This is a genomic window from Pseudoalteromonas sp. APC 3691, assembly GCF_030408135.1.
Lineage (GTDB): Bacteria > Pseudomonadota > Gammaproteobacteria > Enterobacterales > Alteromonadaceae > Pseudoalteromonas.
The window spans coordinates 1-21659 of record NZ_JASDCB010000016.1; the positions used below are offsets into that span (position 1 = coordinate 1).

The 21659-nt window shown below is 43.6% G+C and carries 17 protein-coding genes; all 17 read right to left on the reverse strand.

The features are described from left to right. Window positions 1-99: 99 nt before the first annotated feature. Window positions 100-3033 (reverse strand): hypothetical protein, encoded by a 2934-nt coding sequence (locus tag QL998_RS07175; protein ID WP_290192401.1) that lies wholly within the window; start codon window positions 3031-3033, stop codon window positions 100-102. Then, the gene (locus tag QL998_RS07180) at window positions 3023-4288 is read right to left on the reverse strand and encodes a hypothetical protein (RefSeq protein WP_290192402.1); all 1266 of its coding nucleotides are present in this window, start codon (window positions 4286-4288) and stop codon (window positions 3023-3025) included. The genes QL998_RS07175 and QL998_RS07180 overlap by 11 nt, the downstream gene beginning before the upstream one ends. A 10-nt stretch (window positions 4289-4298) precedes the next feature. Then, a complete protein-coding gene (locus QL998_RS07185; RefSeq protein ID WP_290192403.1) occupies window positions 4299-4535 on the reverse strand; it encodes a hypothetical protein in 237 nt (78 codons plus the stop codon). Continuing rightward, the gene (locus QL998_RS07190; RefSeq protein ID WP_290192404.1) at window positions 4535-4969 is read right to left on the reverse strand and encodes a hypothetical protein; all 435 of its coding nucleotides are present in this window, start codon (window positions 4967-4969) and stop codon (window positions 4535-4537) included. Before QL998_RS07190 ends, QL998_RS07185 begins: the two co-directional genes overlap by 1 nt. Before the next feature lie 9 nt (window positions 4970-4978). Then, the gene (locus tag QL998_RS07195) at window positions 4979-5611 is read right to left on the reverse strand and encodes a hypothetical protein (protein ID WP_290192405.1); all 633 of its coding nucleotides are present in this window, start codon (window positions 5609-5611) and stop codon (window positions 4979-4981) included. Window positions 5612-5616: 5 nt separating this feature from the next. Further along, complete coding sequence (locus tag QL998_RS07200) at window positions 5617-6033, reverse strand: hypothetical protein (RefSeq protein ID WP_290192406.1); 417 nt, start codon at window positions 6031-6033, stop codon at window positions 5617-5619. A 38-nt stretch (window positions 6034-6071) separates the two neighbouring features. Next, window positions 6072-9935, reverse strand: coding sequence for a hypothetical protein (locus QL998_RS07205; RefSeq protein ID WP_290192407.1), 3864 nt, complete (start codon window positions 9933-9935; stop codon window positions 6072-6074). Next, window positions 9935-11557, reverse strand: coding sequence for a hypothetical protein (locus QL998_RS07210; RefSeq protein WP_290192408.1), 1623 nt, complete (start codon window positions 11555-11557; stop codon window positions 9935-9937). The genes QL998_RS07205 and QL998_RS07210 overlap by 1 nt, the downstream gene beginning before the upstream one ends. Before the next feature lie 55 nt (window positions 11558-11612). Then, window positions 11613-14438 (reverse strand): hypothetical protein, encoded by a 2826-nt coding sequence (locus QL998_RS07215; RefSeq protein ID WP_290192409.1) that lies wholly within the window; start codon window positions 14436-14438, stop codon window positions 11613-11615. A gap of 1 nt (window position 14439) precedes the next feature. Further along, the gene (locus QL998_RS07220; protein WP_290192410.1) at window positions 14440-15093 is read right to left on the reverse strand and encodes a DUF6682 family protein; all 654 of its coding nucleotides are present in this window, start codon (window positions 15091-15093) and stop codon (window positions 14440-14442) included. Continuing rightward, window positions 15093-15653: a hypothetical protein gene (locus QL998_RS07225; RefSeq protein WP_290192411.1), complete on the reverse strand. Its 561-nt coding sequence runs from the start codon at window positions 15651-15653 to the stop codon at window positions 15093-15095. Before QL998_RS07225 ends, QL998_RS07220 begins: the two co-directional genes overlap by 1 nt. A gap of 2 nt (window positions 15654-15655) precedes the next feature. After that, window positions 15656-16111 (reverse strand): hypothetical protein, encoded by a 456-nt coding sequence (locus tag QL998_RS07230; RefSeq protein ID WP_290192412.1) that lies wholly within the window; start codon window positions 16109-16111, stop codon window positions 15656-15658. Window positions 16112-16176: 65 nt separating this feature from the next. Next, on the reverse strand, window positions 16177-16557 hold the full coding sequence (locus tag QL998_RS07235) for a hypothetical protein (protein ID WP_290192413.1): 381 nt from the start codon (window positions 16555-16557) through the stop codon (window positions 16177-16179). 59 nt (window positions 16558-16616) lie between these two features. After that, a complete protein-coding gene (locus QL998_RS07240) occupies window positions 16617-17831 on the reverse strand; it encodes a N4-gp56 family major capsid protein (protein ID WP_290192414.1) in 1215 nt (404 codons plus the stop codon). Window positions 17832-17840: 9 nt separating this feature from the next. Continuing rightward, entirely contained in the window at window positions 17841-18854 is a 1014-nt protein-coding gene (locus QL998_RS07245; RefSeq protein ID WP_290192415.1) for a hypothetical protein, read from the reverse strand. A gap of 316 nt (window positions 18855-19170) precedes the next feature. Next, window positions 19171-19560, reverse strand: a complete 390-nt coding sequence (locus tag QL998_RS07250; protein ID WP_290192416.1) for a RyR domain-containing protein — start codon at window positions 19558-19560, stop codon at window positions 19171-19173. A gap of 2 nt (window positions 19561-19562) precedes the next feature. After that, window positions 19563-21659, reverse strand: coding sequence for a hypothetical protein (locus QL998_RS07255; RefSeq protein ID WP_290192417.1), 2097 nt, complete (start codon window positions 21657-21659; stop codon window positions 19563-19565).

Below are 21659 nucleotides of genomic sequence, written 5' to 3' on the forward strand. Positions count from 1 at the left end.
CCAATGAGTATGTTCGTTAATCATAATGTGCCCTCAAACAAGATTTGAAGATCTGATCATGACATTGAGATTTAGTTCAAAAAAATCCCCGCTAATTTCTTAGCAGGGATTTGTGTATAAGAGACAGCTCTTAGGCGGCTCTGTTTTTTTAATTTGCTGATTTGAACTATCTGGAATTTCCGGATTGTTGGATTGAGCTGTAGGATCTTGGTTAAATAGAGGGGGCTCGCTATCACCAAACATATCAGGGCCGTTGTCTTGCTCTGTGCTTTCTGGTTCTGCTGCCGTTTCTTCTACTTGAAACGTATCATCAATGCCAAATTCTTTACGCAGTTCGCTGTACGCTTGTCGGTTAATACTTTCTGGTGTATCACTATTAAACTCTTGATACGTTTCAAACGATGATTCAGCTAGGGCTTTATCAATGGCTGGTTCATAACCTTCTTCTATTTTAGCCATGGCAACATCAAAGCCAGGCGAGCCTTTTTTAAGGCCCTGCTCTTTGGCTTGGCTCTGTAACCATTTGCGTTTAGTGGTTTTTAGTATTGGTGGTAGCTCGGCTGATTGTTCAGGATTAACAGCGTCTTGTTCACTATTTTCAAGTTTTTGCTCTGGAATAACACTGTTTTGTTCATTTTTAACTTCAATTTGTTCATTCGTAACAGTCTGGCTATCCTGCGTTTCAGTGCTGGGCATTTCTTTAGCCAATGGCACTAGTTGTTCAATAGGCGCATTTAAGCGGATCACTTTTACTGGCTCGCCTTTTTCGCGGGCGGCTAGCCACTGGTGATGTCCGTCGAGTACATATCCGTCATTCGATACCAATATAGAGCGATTGCCGCCCTCAAATTCCATTGCCTTTTTAACTTTGGCTGGTGAAAATTCTTGCTGCGTTGGTTTTAATGAGCTTGCTTGCACCTCATCTTTTTCATTTCCAATATCACGCGCTTTCATAAAATTGACCATGGCTCCGCGATTTTCAGCTTTGATCTGTGGCATTTCTGAACGCGGTATATTTTTGGTGCCGCTCTCCTTTGTAAAAGATTGCCACTCATCATCAAGCATTTCACCTGCTATGTTTTTATCATCTTCATCTTTACCTGGTGCCGCATCAACGTTTAAAGATAAAGCTTCACTTTCTTGTTGGGCTGGTTGCGCTTGATCGCCCTGTTCATTTTGCGCAACCGTATCAGTTTCAGGGCTTTGCTCCGCTGCTGCCTGTTCTAAATCTTGCTTTGTGCCATCATCGCCTTTAATCGTCCAGCCAAAACCATTATCAAAACTTACCGCTTTTGTTTTGTGGCCGGCTCTGCGTGCTGCTCGCGCTTCTTTACTCAGTAGCGCATCGCGCTTAGTCTTGAACGGTTCGCCACTTTTAGCAACGTTTACACCGCTTTCATTGCCTGCAAAAACAATATCTTTTTGAGGTAATAAATTTTGCGAGTCTTTACCGGCTTGTTTGATCTGCTCTGCTGCTCGCTGTTTTGGTCGGCCATCTTCACCAAAAATAATATCCTTTTGATCAATACCTTTAGGCTGTGACTCAAGATCAGCTTGTGCTTGCTCGCGCATTTCACGGTTTTTAGTTTGCTCTGTCGTTGGGAGCTTGCCTTGCTCTGGCACTACTTGGCCGTCTATTGGTGCATTGTCTATCCCTTGCGCGTTTTCCGCATCAGGGCCTAATAACTCGCCTTCGTGTTGGTATTTAATAGGACTAAAGCGATCCTCTGGCGTTGGTGACTTGTCAAACGCTGCCGCTTTTACTCGCTCGTCTACAGTAGGTGCGTTGTTGCCTGCTTCTAAGTCTCTTAGCGACTGTTGCGCTGGGCTTGTAAGCATATCACCATACTGGCCGGCTGCTTTTGCTGTCTGGTCAAAGCCTGCTTGTCTTGCGGCTGTTGGCGCATCGTAATCAATATCATCATTTTTAAATACAGGCGTTTCGGTATCTTCTGGTATTGTTTGCGCTTGCTCTGTTTCTTGTGATCCCGGCTGATTTTGTTGGGCTGCGGCTGTAAACAAAGGATCATCAATGCCGAATTTTTCTTTCATTGTACGGGCGACTATTGCGGACGCTTCAACCTCTGTAAAACCTTGCTTAATGGCTGAGTCGTATTGCTGCTTTTTAACTGTTTCAATGGCTTCTTCTGGTGCTGCGCCTGCTTCTACAAGCTGATCAACACCTTCCTTAACGGCTTCTGCTGATTTTTGTTGGTATCCCATAACCTTTTGCGCCGTTTCTGAGCCGGTACGCATAACGCCACCAACCAAGAGGCCACCAACAAAGGCTTCGTCTAGCCCTTCAAATTCATCAACGCTTTTGCCAGCACCCCATTGCGCTAGTGCTTCTTGCCCTGTCTCAGTTAAACCCTCTGCGCCTGCGCCTTTCAGTATGCGCTTAGCAAAGGTTGGATCGCGTACCGCTTCGACCAGCTCACCACGGCCCATGCGTTTAGCCGTTTCGACTACGCCATCTTTTAAAATGTCTTTACCAAGTTGGCCCATGCTAACTTTGATACCTAAACGCTCAAGTAACATTTGCCCGGCACCGGACGCAACCGCTTTAACTTCGTCTTTTTCGCCTTCTGGTTGTTTCTCGTAAGCTTCGTTAGCTAAGCCGCCCGCCATACCAAACGCACCAACACCGGTAGCCGCACCCGCCATGTAGGGCAGTGAGCCCGCAACTAGTTCGCCTGTGTAGCTACCTAAATCGCTGAGGCTTTCAATGTCCTTATATGATTTTACTGTCGGCTCGTACTGCTCTTGCTCTTTAACGTTACGATCAATGCCTTCTTGAGCCCACTGCGATAACGCTCCGCCTTGACCTATTGCACGACCTATAGCACCCGTTTGTTCTTCCTCTGGCACTCCAACGTCAGTAAAGCCCTTAACGGCTCGGTACCCAATCTCTTGTAACTTATCAACACCTGCCCCTAGTGCTGCAGACATACCTCCTTCAGCTTCTGGCTTTGCAAAGGGATCGATAAATTCAATTTCTTTATTAGTAAATGGGTCTAATATTTTATTGGCCATTTGATAAGTACCCTTGTTGGATAGCTATTTGCGTAGCTTGTTGTTCAGTAAGATTTTTGTTGACTTCCATAAATTTATTGATAACACCGCTTGCATCGACACCATCTATCTTGCTTATATATTTAGCTTTATTTTTTCCATTTCCTGCCTCTGGCGGTTCTTCTATGGCTTTTTTGCCATATATCTCACCTAGCTTATTCTTGCGCTGCTCAAATTGGCTCCTAACTGCCGCTATCGCTTCCTTTTTATCCGCTTCTTCACTTGAGTCTTTTTCAGGTTTTCCATAGTTGTATTCTATTTCAGCAAGCGCACTAGATTCGTCCTCGATTATTTTTACCCTTGCCTTTCGGTACTCGGACTCTTGAGGGGCTTCTTTTTGCTGTACGCTTCTTCTTCCAAAGTTTGCAGCAACTTCGGTCCCCATTTTGTCCCAGTATTCAGGGCGCTCTATCATATCTGCCATCATTGCGCGTGTTTTGATGGTGCTAACCAACTCTTTAGGCGTATAGGTCATTACAGGATCATCGCCCTCTGACGTTCGGCCCTTAGTCATTGGCTTTACTTTTTTTGAGCCATTTTCATAGGTAACTTGTAACGCCAGGGCTACGCTCCCATCTTCACGTTCTGCCGGCACAAAACCAGCAAACTCAACATTAGCAATTTTTGACTTTACAGCTTCGTCATACTGGCCAATGGACGCTTTTATTTTGTCGCCAAACACGCCATCAAATAGCTTGATGGTTTCAGGGGAGTTGGCTTGTGCCATATTTCCACTTTTAATAACGGTATCAAGCTTTGTGCTTAATCCTTTTACCGCTTCACGATATTCAGGTTTCATGTAAGTACGCGGGTCCATGCCTTTGTTGCGCGAAAGCACATCGTTTAAATCTTCCGGTATCCGGCCTGTTTCTCTGAATGACTGCCACGCTAAAGGTATTGCTGGCTGGTCTTTTTCCCATATATCTTGTTGCGTTTTATAGTTTTGCTCCCACTGCCTTTGTTGCTGGTTAGCTTCTAGTGTTTTATTGCGATATTCACTATTTTGATTAGCTTGGTTTTCACGAAACTTAACGTCCTGCTTGCGGTTTTGAACGCGCTCATTATCAAGCTGAGCTTGTCTGTCTAACCCGTCTTGATAACGCTGATCGTTTCGCTTATCCATATCAGCAAGGCGAGCTTTATTGTCCTTGCGTGCTTGATGGCGCTCCATCATTTCAAAGCCCTTTAACGCCCCGTCTACAAATGCGCCTGCCATACATTACCCCTTAAAGTGAACCCGCAACTAAACCAACCGCCGCACCAATAGCTGTTCCCCAGCCAGGCATAATCATTGTCCCAATCATTGCACCTGAACCAGCGCCACTAAGTTGTGCGCTTTTTTGCTGCTGCTTTAGGTTTTCGTTAGTCATATCGCGGTTTTGTTCCATATCAGATAGAGATTTAAGCGAGCCTGTAGCCTTATCTTTTGTGCTTTGACCTGCTTGCAGGATTGAATAAGCCATTATTTACCACCTATATCAGCTAGAGACTTAGGCGCGCCGCCTTGCCCCGTTAGAATTGAGTTTTGCAAATCATCTACTGACTCGCGTGTTTCGTTATTTACAGAGGCCGTTGTAAGGCTTTTTAATAAACCTGTATTGGCGCTGCTTTGCTTTGTTTCATCTGGCGTTAAACCGTATCGCCCCAAGCGTTGCGACTCGGCCACTTTCGATTGATTGAAAGAAGTGCTTATATTTTTTTCATTGCGCGCCATCTGTTCATTTAGCAACTTGTCGCTTGTCGCTAGGCCAAACAATTCCTCCTGGACCGGCAAGAAGCGCGTTTTATAATCTTCAAATTGCTGGCGAGTTAGATCGGCTAAGGCGTTTTGATATTTATCGGTTCTAATGCTTGAGCTATCAACACTGTAAATATCGTAATCAAAATCATCTTCCATAGATCTCTCCTATGTAGTCCAGTTGTTAGGGTCGTTATTTGGCGTGCCAGTGATCACGTTATCCATATCAGCAAGGCCGGTATCCGCTGGCAAGTTGTTGTAATAACTACCTGCCGCACCTGCAACTGCGCCAGCCGCACCTAAAATAGAGTCACTTTGTTGTCTGCTATTGCTTGCATCGTTAAACGCTTTTCGTTGTGAGCTGCCGGCTATATCGCTTAGCGTTGCTGTCGCTTCCTGTGACTGCCCTTGCCCCATAGCCATTACATTTGCCATCTTGCCTGTGTAGCGCTCCTGCCCCGCAACTTGTGAACGTGATTTTGCATCGCTTGTTACTGACGCTTCGTTGTCGGCCATATCACTAACAACGTTTTTGAACTTGCCGCTATTTGGGTTTATGCCGTTCGCTTCCATACTTGAAAGTGCGTTATTGCTGGCATCTGAAAAGGATTTTTTATAACCAAGATTTGTATTCTCGGCTATGTCATCGTAAACGCTTGCGTCATTGGCTTGCTTTGCTTCGTCAATAACTTGGTTTTCAAACGGCACGATGCTTTCTTGGTAGTAAGCCCATTCTTCGCCGTATACTTTGGCAAGCTCTTTTTCGTACTCTGTTTCTTTGACTTCGTTGGACTTACCCATGAATGTTAATCCCCTAAAAAGTGTCGCCACACGGTTAAATCATCACGCACGCCAGCGTGAGCCCAGCCATGTGAGGGAGCTACTTTGTTAAACCCGCGTCTAGCGGTTGCAAATTCGATAAATTGAGCCTTGCCGCACTTAGCAAGCCTAATGATGTGATGTAGGTAACGCTGCGTAGCATTCCCGCCGTGGCAAGACGCTACAGTTATTTCGATAAAGGTTTGGTTTTCAATATGGCGAGGACGCAAAATAAAAAAACCATCCGGCACCAAAAACAAAAAAGCCCACTCGTTTGAGCAGGCTTTATTGATTTCTTGGTATAGGTGCGGGTCGTTTGCAATGTTGCCTATTCGAGTTATTGGCTCTTTAAGCCGATCACGGTGTTTATCCCATGATACGCATTGCAGATAAGACTTTTCCATTGTGTAGAAATACTAACCTATATTGGGGGGTTTATCCATTATGAAATTGAGCTCGCCTTTTTAAACACAGAGCATCGTATATCTCCACCCACAGTAGGGAACCCATCCCTATAAGATGTAGACTGATTTAATTTTGCTGTATATGTTCTTGATGTATTTGCTGGTATGTCGTGGATAAAGTTACTAAATTCCTCACCCGCTGATGCCTTTTTTCTTGATACTATCGAGCTTGACCCGCTTCGATAAAAGTCAACGGTTCCGTATATGGGGCCGCCTTCATAAGCCGCGTAACCACTGCATTTTATGCCGGTTATCTCTACCTTTCTTGCAAATGGTTCAGGTGAAATGCTAAATGAAACAATAGTGTCTCCGCTGCTATTTATCGAAAGAGAAATACCCTCTTTTATAAGCACATCATATACATCACCTTCAAGATTTTGAGCATATACGGTGCCGTAAAAGCTCGCATTCTGCCCAAACAGCGAGTTGATATACGCCGTATCTATTTGCGCGCTACCAATAGCGCCATTGGCAATGTAGGTAGTTACATTTGAGCTCAATATTTTACTAAGTCCTGCGAATGGCCCAAGTGAAGGCTTGCCAGTTATGCTGTTGTAAGCGAGCGAGTTTAAGTAAGCTAGTGAGCCCAAGCTCGGCTTTCCTGTCACTTCGTTGTAAGACAATGAATTTTTAGAGGCTAGACTTCCAAGTGTGGGTCTGCCGCTCAAGTCTGAATAACCTAAACTACTTAAAAACGCGAAAGTTCCCAGGTTTGGCCTACCGCTAAGCTCGTTGTAGCCAAGCGAGTCTTTAGAAGCTAAATCGCCTAGCCCGGTCACTTTGGATGAAGGTATTGCGCCGGTGGATGACATTACAACGTTGCCGTTATTATCTTTAATGGTTACAGATTGAAGCGTGGCGCTTTTAGCAAGCATGTTCCCGTTCGGGTCAATCGAAAAGTTACTGCTGCGAGCGCCGTTGCTTGGGTTGTAGTTAATTGATGGTGTTGTCAGTCTTGAGCTAACAAGCAATCTATTGGCAAGCAAATCGTCAGTAACAAGGCTTTTTATAAATGCCTCGTCAATAATTGCAGTATTAATAACTGTCTTACCATCTGACACCGCGAATACTGGCGTTAAATCATCCCCGCTCTCATTTATAATTGCGAACTTTGCTCCCTTAATTGCAAATAAAGGATCGGCACCATCATTGATAAGACCAAAGCTACTCTCAATACCGTTAACGCTAGTATTAACTCCCCACATAGCTTCAAATTTTTGATCGTTACTTACAACTGTATTACCAATGACCTGAAGTGTAGCCCCTACACTATCTCCGTTCTCATCTTCAATAATAGATCTTAGGGTGTTTATTGAGGCTGTTCTGGCGCTGTCGGCTGTTGCCTTTGTGTAATAGTTATTTTCAATATCGGACTTAAAAGTTTTAAAATCGTCATTTGCTGATTTTATGGATGCGCTTATACCTTCTATAATCTGAGCTGTTGACGTTTCAGCATCGCTAAATGTTTCCTCTAATCTAGCTATTGTTGCCCTACTATCATTAAAGCTTGTATTTAAAATAAACAACTGTTTGGCTGTGGATTTCTGCTCGTCTGTAAGCACCTCTTTAGTTATAAGTAAATCGGCTTCAATCGCTAACCTTCGCTCAATGTTCAAGTCGTTTGCTAACGCGTTTTCTATAACTGCGTATGGCCCCTGCTCATACTCAGACCTTAACCTTTGAGTGAGGCTTGCTTGTGATGAGTCGCTATCTGCCTTTGTCTGATAGTCGTTAATCAGTATTGCGCCAATGCTGTTACCGTCAGGATCTTCTATTTCACTTTTTAGTGCTTGCGTTGAGGCGGTTATAGCCGACTCTGTATCTACCTTTGTTAAGTAGCTTTGTTGTAATATAGCCTCTCTATCGTGACTTACTTTTGACTCAAGCAATAAATTAGCTTCTGAGATACTATCTCTTAACAATGTTTTTGTTACGTAATTAACGGTTATGTTAGAAGAAACATCATCCACCACACCTTGAAGTCTAGTTTCTGCTGCTGATATGGCGAAATTAGTATCAATCTCGGTAAGGTATGCACTCTCTAAAAAAGCCTGGTTCTCATTTATTTTAGATAAAAGCTGATCTGTTTTTTGTGTGGTGGCTTCTGTCTCACTGGCAAACGCAGATCTTAGTTGTGTTATTGATGCGCTACTATCGTTAAATTCCGTGCTTATTTTTGTTATTGTTTTCGCTAGCGCTGATACGCCATCCGATATAGCCGTCTGCTGCTGCAGTATATTTGCCTCCGACTCAATTCTTTGCTGATTGCTAATGTCGTTTGCTAACGCATTCTCTATAATAGCATTATTTATATTTGAGTAAGAGCTATTTAACTGCTCAACCGTTGAGGATATGGCGCTGTCTACGTCAGATTTTGTATATATCTCATTAAAAACAAAAGATCCTAAACTATCACCCTCCGGGTTTTCTATTGTACTTTTTAGCAATTGCGCCGCTGAAGCTATCGCTGCGTTTGTGTCTACAGTCGTCATGTAGTTATTAGTAAGTGACGAGCTAACACCCTCTATAGTGGTGCCTAGCGATTCGCTTAATTGAGTTACCGCATCATCAACACCCGCTTTTGTGTAGTAATTTGTAATTAAGTTTGCGCCAATACTGTTACCGTCAGGATCTTCTATTATTGATTTTAACTGAGTTCCATGGGCAGAGATTGCTTCGTTTGTTTCAACGGTGGTTAAATAATCATTAAATAGCAAAGCACCAACACTACCACCATTAGTATCTTCAATTGCTGATTTCAGCTCATTAGTGGCTATTGATATGGCGCTATCGGCTGTCGCTTTTGTGTAGTACGTATTCTCAATATCGCTTGTTAAGGCAATGCCATTCTCTTCAATCAAAACCTTTATGGTTTCAGCGGCAGCGGCTATAGCTTCGTTAGCCTCTGTCTTTGTTAGGAACTCCGCAGTTATTCGCGCATTAATTCCTTCAACACTCGACTCAAAATCAATTAGTTTTTGTGTGTTGTTTCTCCAATTTTCATCACCAACCAGGGCCGCGTTTATAATCTGCCTTGCTATGGATTCGGTTTCATAGCTTATAACCTCTAAGCCCTCCCTTGCTTCGTCTGCGTATTGCTGCGCATCCTCCACTTCGCCATCAAGCCTTGCAATATTGTCGTTTATATTGCCAATATCAATAATGTAGCGATCTGACAGCTCGCTTATACTCTCCAAATCTATATCCCTAAGAGTGTCCTCAACAAATGATATTTTTTCTATGTCGCTAGTTAAAAACTCGCCTAAGTGGCTTTTTTCTATTTTTCCACCTAGCTTATTAAGTATTTCCTCCGCTGAATCCTGCGTTTCTGCAAACACAGCACTTGTAGCATGTATTGGCCCTTTCATATCTGCTACGTTAACGAACCTAACCCAATAGTAAAAAGCCGAGCCCATATTTACTGTGTCGCTAAAAATATCAGTTACCTCAGTAGCAATAAGAGTCGCGTCAGAAAAAATATTACCCTCAGACCTCCAGATCTCTGCGTAAGCGTGTCCTCTATACGTAGGGCTGTCCCATCGTATTGCTATAAATGTAAACCCACCAACACCAACAACACCTAAAGGTTTATGTGGGGCCTCAATACCTCCTGTTGTGGTTATGGGCAAGCTGCCATTATTGCCGCCACTTCGGGCATTGTTGATTAATGCCTGCCTTTTCATTTCATCAAGGTTAATCAAATCCTTGTAGAGTAAAGCCCTGTTCCCTAAATCTCCCCTTTGACCGGTTAGTATTTCGATATTTTCAGTTATAGCGCTTTCGCTTGGTGTTTGGCTGGAATTTCTGCTTATGCCTGGGAACCCACTCTTTGATGTAGCCATTAAGAAACAACCTCTCTCATTGTCGTAGATAAAGTGACGGTATGAATAACTCCTTTCCCAAAAATCTCAACGGCCCAAGAATCCCCTCTTGCCTGCGGCAATCTAAATGCCGCGCTCGGCATATCACCAATACCAATATTTAAAACGGCTTCGTTATCTGCGTAAACAATGAGTCCGCACTTATCTAGATTAACACCTCGAACTAACGCGCAAGAAAAGCTAAAATCGTTTGATTGATACTCTTTTGAACGCCACTCGTAACTTACCGGCTCGATACCTCCCTCCCACCGAAACACTGCTCCGCCACTACCAATATAGAGATTATCGTCCTCTAGGTTATTAAATCCATATTTGGCCGTGTTTGTAAAATGCCTAAAGTCACCCGTTTTCGGATTGAATATAAACCCTTTATTCAAATCTTCACCATAAAAAGCAAGGTACTTACCCTCTTGGTGATAAGCTTCTATTGTTTCTGGTTTAAAATATTTCCATTGCTCTTTAGTGATCACACTACTGGTTAGAATTTGCATTCCGTTTGTTGATAAAGACACCAAACCATCAGGGCTAGCATATATAATGGCCCCTTCAATTATTACCGCAGACCGCTTACTGGAACATGACTGTGTAAATTCAAGCTTTTGGCCTGTCATAGAGCTAGGTGTTATCCCGCTAAATAAATACGGATACCCTTTTGTTAGCACAGCAAGCGTATTCCCAAGCGCCTTAACGGTAACTATTTCATGTTCTGTTGTTTGTTGGTAGCCAGTCGGCCAAGCGTAAGGCAAGTAAGCCTCACTAAAGCAAACTGTACTATCAAAGAAACCAGCTAAAATACCGTTAGCCATTGTTGTTAGCCCTATCATATTCTCGTTAGGCATTTCGTAGTCGTATGTATCAAGTGACGCGCCAAGCTCACTTGTATTAAAGTCGTCAACAAATAAATCTTGCGATATTAATATCTCCGCAACAAAAAGATAATCCGCAACACCTCCACCTGTGGCTGTTCTGTATATTCTACGGCTAGTTATGTTTGAGCTGTTTGTGTTTGGCGGTGAAAATGAAAGTGTCACAAAAGTACCTTCTTCATCAGGGTACTTTATTTCAATTGCGTTTGACGCTTCACCTGGCGGGCCTTCCTCACCTTGCTCAGTAACAAATGTATGTGTGTAATATCTTGTTTCATCATCGTTAGGATCTGCTCTTAAATCTTCATCTTCAGGCGCCGATTCGCTTACCACTCCTATTATTGGCACTTCTGGCGCTTGAATGCCTAGCTTGTAGGCACTGGCTGGCATGTTAGTTCCTTGAAAGATCGTGTTATTAGTTACTTTTGGGTATCCGTCACCAGTAAAATAAACGCGACTCCATGGATCGCTAGCTACCGGACTTGCCACTGCGTTAACATCAACACTCCAAGAGAACCAATATTCATTTTCATGTAAATATATTGTTTTAGTATCATCGGGCACAGGGGCGGCTATTTCTAAATGCTCTTTTAATGGTGATAAATTTCCATTATCAAAGTGACAACCAAACGCTTTTGTTGCCGCTTCGTTGGGTAGTAGGCGCGGATCTAGTTTTGGAATTTCACCGCCAAATGTTTTTATAGTAATAACCGGCACAATTAAACTCCTAAAAAAGTTGCAGATCAAAGCCCGCAACCAATTGATTTTCAGGCTAAAAAATAACTTCATCCATAGGCATCAGCGGGAGACCTAACCCACCCTCATACTCAGAACCATCGTAAAGAATATGCTTGTAAGGTGCGTTTGGTTCAACCGCTGCGCCGTAACTAAGCGGTCCACCGTAACAGTATCGAACTAATGCGCCCTCAGCCCAAGCATCTTCACTTTTGTTTATTTTAAGTTCAGAGTTAATGATTGAAGCAACAAAACCTGAGCGAGTCCAAGTTCCGCCCGCATCTTCTGATATTTCAAAGCCATAAACGTCAGAATCAAAACCATCAGTTCTAAGCCCTGTGCCTGCGTTCGGAAGGCTAACGGCAACAGTTAGTGTTGTTCTTGACGCATTCACACTAACGCCTTGTATGTATGGGTCTTTTGACGTATCGAAGCCTAAACCTCTTGCTACACCAATACCACACCGGTAACCTAGTCTCCACGTACCTTCTGATATATCTCTGTCTTCATGTGGTCCACCATACCCATTGTCACGGATAGCCATATCAACTGTCTCTGGTCCTGCTGTAGCAAATTCATGAAGATCACAGAATGAGCGTTGTACTTTACGACATGCGTCAACGTACTGGCCTGAATCACCGTAATCATAATCATAAGGACCCTGATCTGACGTAGTGGCCCTTGTTGCTGGCATAACGACAAAGCCATAGCCGTTTTGAAATAAGTTACCAAAATGATGCCCGTCATCCGACTTGTAATCGCCAGTGTTAAATAAGAGCGCATCAAACAGCTTGGTATAGTCATAACCCAATACCTGTTCGTTTGTGTGCCAAACCCATAAAATCGAGCTTATTCTATTGCCACGTTTTTGAGCCATACAATCTTCTGTATCCGACCAACGTCTACCAGGATCAGCGTCAACCAGCCATTGCGTAACACCTGTGCCTGATTGAGCATTGTTTAGCATTAGTATTGGTGCGTTAAGTTTTACCCCAAGGTAATTAAAGAATGCGGCTATACCGTCTGGAATAGGATTGCCATTCTCATAAACAAACGTTCTCCACTTGCCTGCGTAGTTAGGATCAACATCAATCATCATTGACGCTTTAACGCCTGCGTTAAGTGTTGCAACATCAGCTTCTGAGTCTGACGTACTCATAATTCTAAATTGAGATTGATTAGGCGCAAATACCACATAGCCAGCACCAATACGTTTAGGCATTCTATGCTTTATCGCCCCGCTTCCGTCCGCAACTTCTATATTCAGCCACTCAGACTGTACCGGTGTTATTATCTCACCACTAAACGTACCGTTATCCACGCTCATAAACACCCAGTCAGAATACCCTATCGGACTAACAAGGCGGGCTTTAACGCTTGTAACGCTTGTGTGGCACTTGCCCACAACTTGAATTATTGGATGTTTATTACCATAAGGGGCAGCGAATACATCACCATCATGTATTGGCGAGTTTAATATCCAACTATTTTCAGACTGTCTTGCAATCTTGTTGCCAGGGAATACCGGAGCCCCGATAATGATAGCTGGCATTGAATCAACAAGATCTGTGTAGCCAGGAGCGAGCGGGACACTATCACCGTTAGCCAAAGTATGGTTAAATTGTCGAGCCATTTGAGCGGACGTTCCTAAGAAGTCGCTAATCTCAGCGCCCTTAGCTACGCTTAATAAGTCCTCGTCACCTAAAGTGGTTGGGTATATAAACATGCTATGCAAGCCACCGTAAAAGCGAGAATGTTGACCGTTAGATGCTGTTTGATCTTCGCTTTGTCCTAGTGTTGTAAGTGTATTAGCCACCGAGAAATCAAGTATATTAGGGCAGAATACATTGTTAGCATTAGCATCCTCTACAGAAACAACCTCTAACGTGTTCACATCAATGTAGCTAAATACAACGCTATCGTCGGCTCGTTTTCTTGCACACAAAATAATATCGCCAGTGCCAGAATACGGTAAAAGCAACGTCAACCGATCAGCTGTTGTTCCCTTGTAGTTAAATTCAAAGTGATTGTTTTTAGCGGTGTTGGTGTTCATACCACCATAATAAGATATATGAAAACATCGTGAAGCTGTTGCCGGACCACCAGCAATACCAAAGCGGTGAATGCTGTTCAACTTCTCATTAGGCATTCGGATTTTTAAAAGTATTGTTCCGCCGGTATCGAATACATCACCCATACTTTGAAGTACGTTATATTGAACTAAGTTAGGTGTATCTATATGGCCGTTGTATTCTTTTATTTCAACACCCTCAGTGTCACCCCAAGCTAAACCGCCATCACCACTCCATTTAACTGCCGTTATATCTTCAACTGTCCGAGATAAGGCTGATATGTTCGCGTTAACTTCTGCTATTTTAGTGTCAACGCCTTCTCTTGCAGCATCCCATTCGCTACGACCTAGAGCGGCGGCATTGGCAGCGTCAAGTGTCATTTGGAAAGGTGTTTTAATATCGTGTTTTTTCCCATGACTATCAGTAATAGAAACACTTTCACCCTCAGAATTAAGCCATTCTCTAATTTCATCAAGAAGTAATTGCTTTTGATTAAACTGCGTAGCAATTTGCCCAGCAATTCTTGTTAAAATCGTTCCTGAAGTACTTCTTTTTATAGCGTAGCTGCCAAGGGTAACGCTTTCACCCTCGAATGGCCTATCTATAAACAGCGTAGTGTCACTGTCTATACTCACAACTTCATACCAAACGTCAGAGTCAACCGTAAACGAATCACCTATAGCGATAGCAGTTAGATCGTTTACCCAATTAGAGCCCGTACCTGTAACCTCTTGAGATCCATTTATAATTGTCACTTCGCCTTCGCGATACCAAGAACCAGAGCTAGCCATATTAGTTACCTTTTTGTTGTGTCATCATTGCTACATCAGCTTGGTTTTTTTCACCTAACTGACTTCTAAACGCGTTCATGTGCATTTGACTCTTGTTTGGATCTGCTGCGTATTCAGCGTCTTTTGCATACGCGCGATATAAAATCCATTCAATAATGGCGTTGACGTAAATGTCATCGAGTGCGATCACTTCGCCAGTGTCGTTATCTTCAACAGTGATAGAGGCTGGCGCTTTAGAGTAAACAAGGGTTAAATTAATATCAGCAACAACGCCAGGGTAAACGTAGAATGTTTTAGGGTTTCGCTCGTCATAGATATAAAGCTCAACTTCGGTTGCTGTTTTACCTGCGTACCATGTGTCATAGTTATCATCGAGCACTTGTCGGTTATATGGACCGCGAATGGCTTTGCCGCTTTCGTTACGTGTTACATCAATAAGTTTTAGCGCATCTGCTGGGAGCGCTTGCTTAACACCTTCAACACACGCAAAATCGTCAATATCCACGGTGTAAGAGTCAGGACGGCGCAAAACAATGGCTCGTTGAGCGTCATTTAGATAATTTAATAGCTCGTCTTTAGGCCAACGAGTGTAGCCCGGATCGTTTAACAGCTTATTTACGCGCTGTAAGATTTCGTTTGATGTAATAATAGCCATTAGTAAAACACTCTTGTTTGTGAAGGTCTTTGCTCGTCCAGGGCTTCGATAGCAACTTGAAAAGCATCTCGGTAGCCATCGGTAAAACGGCGTTTAAAGTAATCAGACTTTGCCAGATCGGTCCATGCAGTATTAGGCATCATCAACAACGTTGACGCGGCACCATCTGCGATAGCGTCAGCCCAGCGGTTAACGATAGTGTTATCCGCATCAAAGTCATTAGGTAAAAGGAATTGCGGGGCGATATGGTAAAACACACGCACTTTAGGCGATGTGCTGATCACGGTTACTGTGCCATTTGACGACACCAAGAAGTCATCTGAGCTTTTAAGCTCGTTACCATTGGCATCTAAAACAAAATCAACACTGACAAATACGTGATCACTATCAATGTTAAGCTCCCCGCTTTCGCCTTTCTCAATTTCTTGAGTGCGAGCTAAAAAACGAGACTCATAACAAAACTTTTGATAGGCGCGACCTAGCTGGTCTCTCGCCATTTGGTCAAGAACGCCCCCGCAGCGTTCGCGAACTAACGGGATCAAGCTAGATAATTGCGCCATGATTATTCGCCCTGGTCTGTATTTTCGCTATCAACAGAAGCGCGAAACGCATCACGTACTTTTTTGCAGTATGCTGGTACTGGTTTTTTAGCACCTTCAATAGTTAAGTCGTGCGCTTCAACAAATGTATTAAGCTGATTTGAGCTGTACTTGCCTAAGTCGATTTCTTCGCCATCAACGGTGATTAACATGCTTGCATCAAGCGCTTCTTGCTTTTCAGCTTCTTCGCGTGCAATGCGTTCTTTTTCGGCCTGCTCCGCTAAAAACTTTTGTCGCTCGATATAGCCTTTAGCATCTTCTTCAGCAACCCAAACTTGGTTAAAGTCTAAAAAACGCTGAACAAGCTCAGACGGTACAGCCGTTGGCTCGCCTTGCTTGAAAATAGTGCGGGTATTACATACGGTGTCTTTTTTAAAAGGCTTCTTACCGATGTAAACGATATTCGTTGTATTGCTCATGGATATTCCCCAATAAAAAAGCCCCGCAATTAGCGAGGCTTGATTTAAACGTGTATCTAAAAGGCTTAGTAACCTTTGTAGCGGTACTCTAGTTGAAGTACAACTTCGCCGGTTGCCGCAGCCGATCCCGTATTTTTAACAACTAAATCACTTGGACCTTCATCGCCAATATATACAGGCTTAACAAATACGCCTGCATTGCCAGCGCTTGCAGTATCAAAAGCGGTTAAGTCCTTTTCACCACCTGAATGATCAACAACCTGAACTGTTAGCTCAGTGTCAGCGCCTAGCGCATCGTTAATAATACGAACGCCAGTGATTTGAGTACCGATTGGCAAGCTCTCAGAAGCAATAGTTGTAGCATTAGCCGCTAAAGCAGCAATCGAAAGTGTTACCAGGTGTAGCGATAGATTACCGGCGGCACCTTTATAAAATGTTTCTTTCATAATTTTATCCAATTATTAAAAGTTAAAATGAAAAGCCGGGTTACTCCGGCATAAAGGGCTTACTGTAGAGATACAGCCGTATCAATTACCATCGTGCCGTAATCGTTTACGCGACCTGTTTTGTCAGAGAAACGTACTTTCTTACAACCATTCATCCATACGATAGCTGTTTCGTTCGCGTTGCCGTGGTCGGTTTTCTCTGTAGTCATAGAGAAGTGCGAGCCTGAATCAGACTTACCGTAAGCATTCGCAAGCGCTTGACCACCAAGCAGGATTGCACGATCGATAGTTGTACCCGCTTCAACAATTTTAGTTGTCGCTAACTTATCGTTGTTCGATACAGTCACTTTATCACCTGCAAAGAAGCGTACAGGCTTACGATATTGACGAACAAGAATGTTGCGCCACATGATCACATCACCTTTGAATACAGGGTGATTGAAACCTTGGCCGCGTTTAATTGCGCGTGATTGTAGCTCTTGTAACTTTTTATCAGTCGCAGAAGCCCAAAGATCACGCCATTGTCGCGGTGTTACGAATAACAAGAAGAACGGCGACTCGTTAGCCATTTGGTCAGCTTCAAAGCTAATGTGCTTCATTGGATTAGCTTGTTCTTCCAAAATAAGCGCTAAGTCGTCCAGCTTTTCAAGCGTCATAATATCCGCAGCATCAATGCCTTCAAAGCTAGTCGCATCACCGCCAAACTGGTGACGGTCATACGTTGGTGCCATCACATCGTTAACCATGATTTCTTTAAATTCTTCATGGTTTTCAAGTGGAATGATGATGTCATCAGGAGCAAATGAGCCGCGCGCACCGGCCAGGTGATACATAGCAACTTCATCTTTAAGGTCGTTGTAGTAGTTACCAAGCAACGTTTTAGCTGTGCTAAGCAAGTTGTGCTTAGTACGCTTTTGCGACATTTTACCGCCGCTATCAACCATCTTACGGCCTTGGTCAATACGCAATTCAAATACTGTTTTGCTCAAGCTTTCGCCACGGCCTTCCAGTTTTTTATCGCCCATTGTTGGTAAACCGCTTAGGTTGTGGAATAAATCCATTTCAACCGAATCACCGGCTTGGCTTTGCAAGTCGTTGATCATAACCACTGGCGCGCCCTTTTCAGTTTGCTTTTTGCCGTGGGCCATATCAGCTTTAGCCGCTTTTGGTGCCGAACCCGTTAGCATGTTCACGAACGTATTTTGACGGCGTGTATGTGTAAACAGGGCAGCGCCAAACGCTTTAGCCGCTTGTGCTTTTGTAATTGTGCTCATTTTAATTTCCTAGAGAAAATCTGACGCGCTCTCAAGCATCGCTTCAATTTGCGCTTCGGTCATGCCTTCCATTTCTGCTGTGATAGTCGCAGCATCTTTGTCCAGTAAGTTTGCGTTAGCGCTCATATCGCTGGCTTGTGTGCCTACGTCAGTGGGGGTATTTGGGATTGGTGCAGAGTTTGCGTTGCTTGGCTTAGGCTTGTGCTGTTCACCAAAGGCGCTTTGTACGCGCTTTTCAACTTCTTTAAATCGCTCTGCTACAGATTTGTTTGCAAACGATGGGTCTTTTGCGAGCTTGTCATCAATAACCTTTGCCATATCCCACTTATCAACGTCACTTTCCATCCACTGTTTTAAGTGCTGTGAATTAGAAAACGCGTCTTGCACTTCATTTTGTGAAGTAGGTTGTTGTGGTGCCGGCTGGTTTTTGGTGCCGTATTGCTGAATTTGATTAGCAAGTTCACTAACTAATTCGCCTAGCTCTGGGTATTCGTCCTTTATGCGTTCCATTAGCTCAGGATCTTTAAGCATTTCACCTGGTAGTTTGCGTGGATCTATTCCAGCCTCTTTAAGTTGGCTGCTATGTAGCTCGGCTACACGTTTAGACTCTGCAAACTGGCTTTCAAGCTCTGCTTTTTCGGTGGCTAGTCTTTCGCGTTCTGCCTCGGCTGCTGCTGCGCGCTCTCGCGTTTGCACAAGTACGTCATACGGCAAACTGTGCTGCCCGTTCTTGCTGCTTATATCCGTTGCTTCTACGTAATACTTACCGTCAATTTCAACAAAACCTTCTGGTGCTTCACCTTCTTTGGTTGACGACACCCCTTCTACGTCTGTTTTAGCTGGTGTTTCGCTTACTTCCTGCTTTGACTCTGGCGCTGGTGTTTCTTGTTTGATTTCTACTACAGGCTCTTTTTCGCCATCTTCGCCACCAAACAACGTATCACCATCAATATCAAGACCAGCTAGTGCCGCCTCAATTTCTTCGTCAGTGCCATTTGCTAATATCTCGTCTAGTTCGTCCACTTTTATTACCCCATCGACCATTTAACGTATGGTTACGAAAATTAAAATTTAGGCGTATCGCTGCCCTTGCGAGTTTGTGCATCGCACAAAAAAGCCGCCTCTGATTGCTCAAAAGCGGCTTCGTTTCTGCGTAGTACGTTTTATCTGTATGGTTTGCGGAGCTTTACATTGAAACCTCCCCAGCTAATTACTGTAACTCGCCGGCCATTTTTTAAATAAGGCGCAGGCCGTACCGCGTCATTTGATTTTTCTATCTTAGCCGGCTCAAACGCTGGCATTATGTATTTTAAAAACCAGTGCTTGAGTATGTTCATGCTTACCCCGCGTGAATGGCTTGTTTAACTACGCTATGAAATAGCGCATCTTTGACTTGCTGTTTTTCTGGCAAGTGATGAAATGGCTTCAGGTGCTCATGCGTTTTGCTTTTGATTGAGCGTTTAGGTCCGTACTTCCAGCCGGCAACAATCATTTTTGCAACCCAAGCGTCATGCCATGCTTTAGCATCAGCATCGATATTGATAATTAAAAACGCCACATGCTCAATAACACCGTCTTTTTCTGGCTGCTCTAGCTCATGCCAATGCTTTAATGGCTCACGAATTACCGCTGTGTAAGCTTGATTAACTTCGTGACACATTTTTGCAATGGCTTGTATTTGTTCAATGTGATCTTCTGGTATGTGCCCTATGCTCTCTAGCTGCTTCATTGCTACACCTGTATTGCGTCTAGTTGCTGTTGAATGTTTGCTTGTACGTTTGATTTCATTGCCGCTATTTCAGCATTGCTTCTGCGTACTTCACTTAAAATCTTTTCAGTTTCAGCTATCAACTTGTCGTCTTTAACTTCTTCTGTTTCAGTTTTCTTCTGTAATTCAATAATTTTTACTTTTAGCTGTTCGCGCTCAAGAGTTAGCTTTTCAAGATTGCCTTGAATTTCTTGCATTTGTAGCTGTTCCATTGCCTGTGCTTTTTCAGCTTGGGCTTTTGCTTGTGCAAGTTCTTCTTCGCTCATATCTTCTTGAGGCTTAGGTATGTTTAACGCCTGGCGTAGAGTAGCTAAAAATTCCTCTTTATTCGGTAGGTCCATTAGTTCAACGAACATAGGCATTGTCGCTGCTTGTGCTTCTGGCGGTATTTGCGCCATTACATTGCTTAATAGCGTTGCTTGTTGTTGGCGATACGTTGGCGTAGCTTTAACCGGTGCTAATGCTAAGTGGCCTTTCCAGCGCGCAACATCGTTATTGCGCTTACCTTCTTCATTAGGCTGGTTAAGTACAATCTGCTTGCGCTTGGCCTTGTCATCACGGTTAACAGTTACCGGTATGTTGTTTTGAGGTTTTAACGCTTCGATAATGTAAGCAAGTAGCAAGTCGCCAACTCTGTTACGTGAAAAGTGAAAGTTATCGTTTAATTCAGCAAGTGTTGTTGTGCCTTGCTCAACCAAGTTAGAAATAGCAACACCACTTGTCGCATTACTGTCTTGGCCTAACATGGAATTATAAACGCCGGCTGTATCCTGGATTAACTTCATATCGTTTTGCATGAGGTTAAATTGCTGCGCAGCTATACCTACATCGTTTTGAATGCTTAACGCGTCAGAGGCTTTTAGTTTATTTTTACGCTCCGGGTTTAATGGTATATAACCGTCCGGCTTTTCAACTTCTTCTTTTAATCTGTCATTACTTAATTGTGTCGCATCTTCATCGGCAACAATTCTACGTGCTTGCAGTAAGTAGTTAAGGCGTATAATACGCGCATTAATACCGTCTTGCGCTGGCACCATTCGACTGATAAGGCCGTAAGGTTCGCCGCTTGCATCTTTTTGGTAGCCAATGAAAGGCACTAAGTTATACATGCCGCCCGGCGCTTCACTTGGTCTGTCGATAATGCGATGAGGGCCAACAAACCACGCTTCACGAACATTAGGGAAAGAAGCGTACTCAAGTTGTACTTTACCGCTTTGCACTGCCGCTTGGTGTATTTGATTCGTTTTATCGTATTCAATAATGCGCCCGTCACTCATTTTAATAACGTGTGCACGCTTCCATACTTTGTAGTAGATAACCTGCAGTAATACGCGGTTACGAGTTTGGTCTAGCCACTCGCTTTGTCCGCGAGTCCAACTTTGACTGTCGTGCCATGCTGAATGTAACGCGTGTTCTTCTACATGCTCTTTATCAACTGTGTTGTAAAAATCTTCCCACAAATTAACTGAGTTTTTTAAAATCTCTTTGTGATCAGGGAAAGTTGCAAGCGCTTCGTCCAGGTCCATCCATTTTTTACGTAGCATCCAACGTGCATCGCTGCGATCTGCTTCTTGTGCGTTCCAATCCCACCACACTTCGCGGCGGTGAATAAACTTAACACGATAAGGTGCGGCAAAAGGAATAGGGTTTTTTGTGACTTCTACCCAGCCAATGCCAGCTTTTAATTGACTAGCATACGCATCTGAACAAGCGCGATCAGCATGAGATAAACGCCACGCGTCCTTAAACTTCTCATTTAGGCCTTTTGCCAGTTCTTCGCCGTTTTCATCATCGGCCACAATCATTAAATCAGAGCGTGAGCGAGCTTCTAAACCAAGTACGCCATCAATAGTAGGCCCAATCATGTTGTGCACTATTTCTGGCTGTCCGCGATCCTGCAATACTTTTCGTACTGCCTCGCTTAATTGGTCGCCATCATAGTAAGCGCAAGCCTTAGTTGCTGGTGTGCGCCAATCCGGTTGACTATCTATATCGCCTAGTAGCGTTAACAGCTTATCTAGCGTAAAGCCGTCTTTATTTGATTTTACGTGATCAGCCAT

What these genes read in the sequence shown, in the direction of transcription:
- QL998_RS07255 (WP_290192417.1), bottom strand. Translation starts at nt 21,659, where the DNA reads ATGGCTGATCACGTAAAATCAAATAAAGACGGCTTTACGCTAGATAAG.
- QL998_RS07180 (WP_290192402.1), bottom strand. Translation starts at nt 4,288, where the DNA reads ATGGCAGGCGCATTTGTAGACGGGGCGTTAAAGGGCTTTGAAATGATG.
- QL998_RS07230 (WP_290192412.1), bottom strand. Translation starts at nt 16,111, where the DNA reads ATGAGCAATACAACGAATATCGTTTACATCGGTAAGAAGCCTTTTAAA.
- QL998_RS07220 (WP_290192410.1), bottom strand. Translation starts at nt 15,093, where the DNA reads ATGGCTATTATTACATCAAACGAAATCTTACAGCGCGTAAATAAGCTG.
- QL998_RS07190 (WP_290192404.1), bottom strand. Translation starts at nt 4,969, where the DNA reads ATGGAAGATGATTTTGATTACGATATTTACAGTGTTGATAGCTCAAGC.
- QL998_RS07175 (WP_290192401.1), bottom strand. Translation starts at nt 3,033, where the DNA reads ATGGCCAATAAAATATTAGACCCATTTACTAATAAAGAAATTGAATTT.
- QL998_RS07200 (WP_290192406.1), bottom strand. Translation starts at nt 6,033, where the DNA reads ATGGAAAAGTCTTATCTGCAATGCGTATCATGGGATAAACACCGTGAT.
- QL998_RS07215 (WP_290192409.1), bottom strand. Translation starts at nt 14,438, where the DNA reads ATGGCTAGCTCTGGTTCTTGGTATCGCGAAGGCGAAGTGACAATTATA.
- QL998_RS07225 (WP_290192411.1), bottom strand. Translation starts at nt 15,653, where the DNA reads ATGGCGCAATTATCTAGCTTGATCCCGTTAGTTCGCGAACGCTGCGGG.
- QL998_RS07235 (WP_290192413.1), bottom strand. Translation starts at nt 16,557, where the DNA reads ATGAAAGAAACATTTTATAAAGGTGCCGCCGGTAATCTATCGCTACAC.
- QL998_RS07205 (WP_290192407.1), bottom strand. Translation starts at nt 9,935, where the DNA reads ATGGCTACATCAAAGAGTGGGTTCCCAGGCATAAGCAGAAATTCCAGC.
- QL998_RS07195 (WP_290192405.1), bottom strand. Translation starts at nt 5,611, where the DNA reads ATGGGTAAGTCCAACGAAGTCAAAGAAACAGAGTACGAAAAAGAGCTT.
- QL998_RS07240 (WP_290192414.1), bottom strand. Translation starts at nt 17,831, where the DNA reads ATGAGCACAATTACAAAAGCACAAGCGGCTAAAGCGTTTGGCGCTGCC.
- QL998_RS07185 (WP_290192403.1), bottom strand. Translation starts at nt 4,535, where the DNA reads ATGGCTTATTCAATCCTGCAAGCAGGTCAAAGCACAAAAGATAAGGCT.
- QL998_RS07250 (WP_290192416.1), bottom strand. Translation starts at nt 19,560, where the DNA reads ATGAAGCAGCTAGAGAGCATAGGGCACATACCAGAAGATCACATTGAA.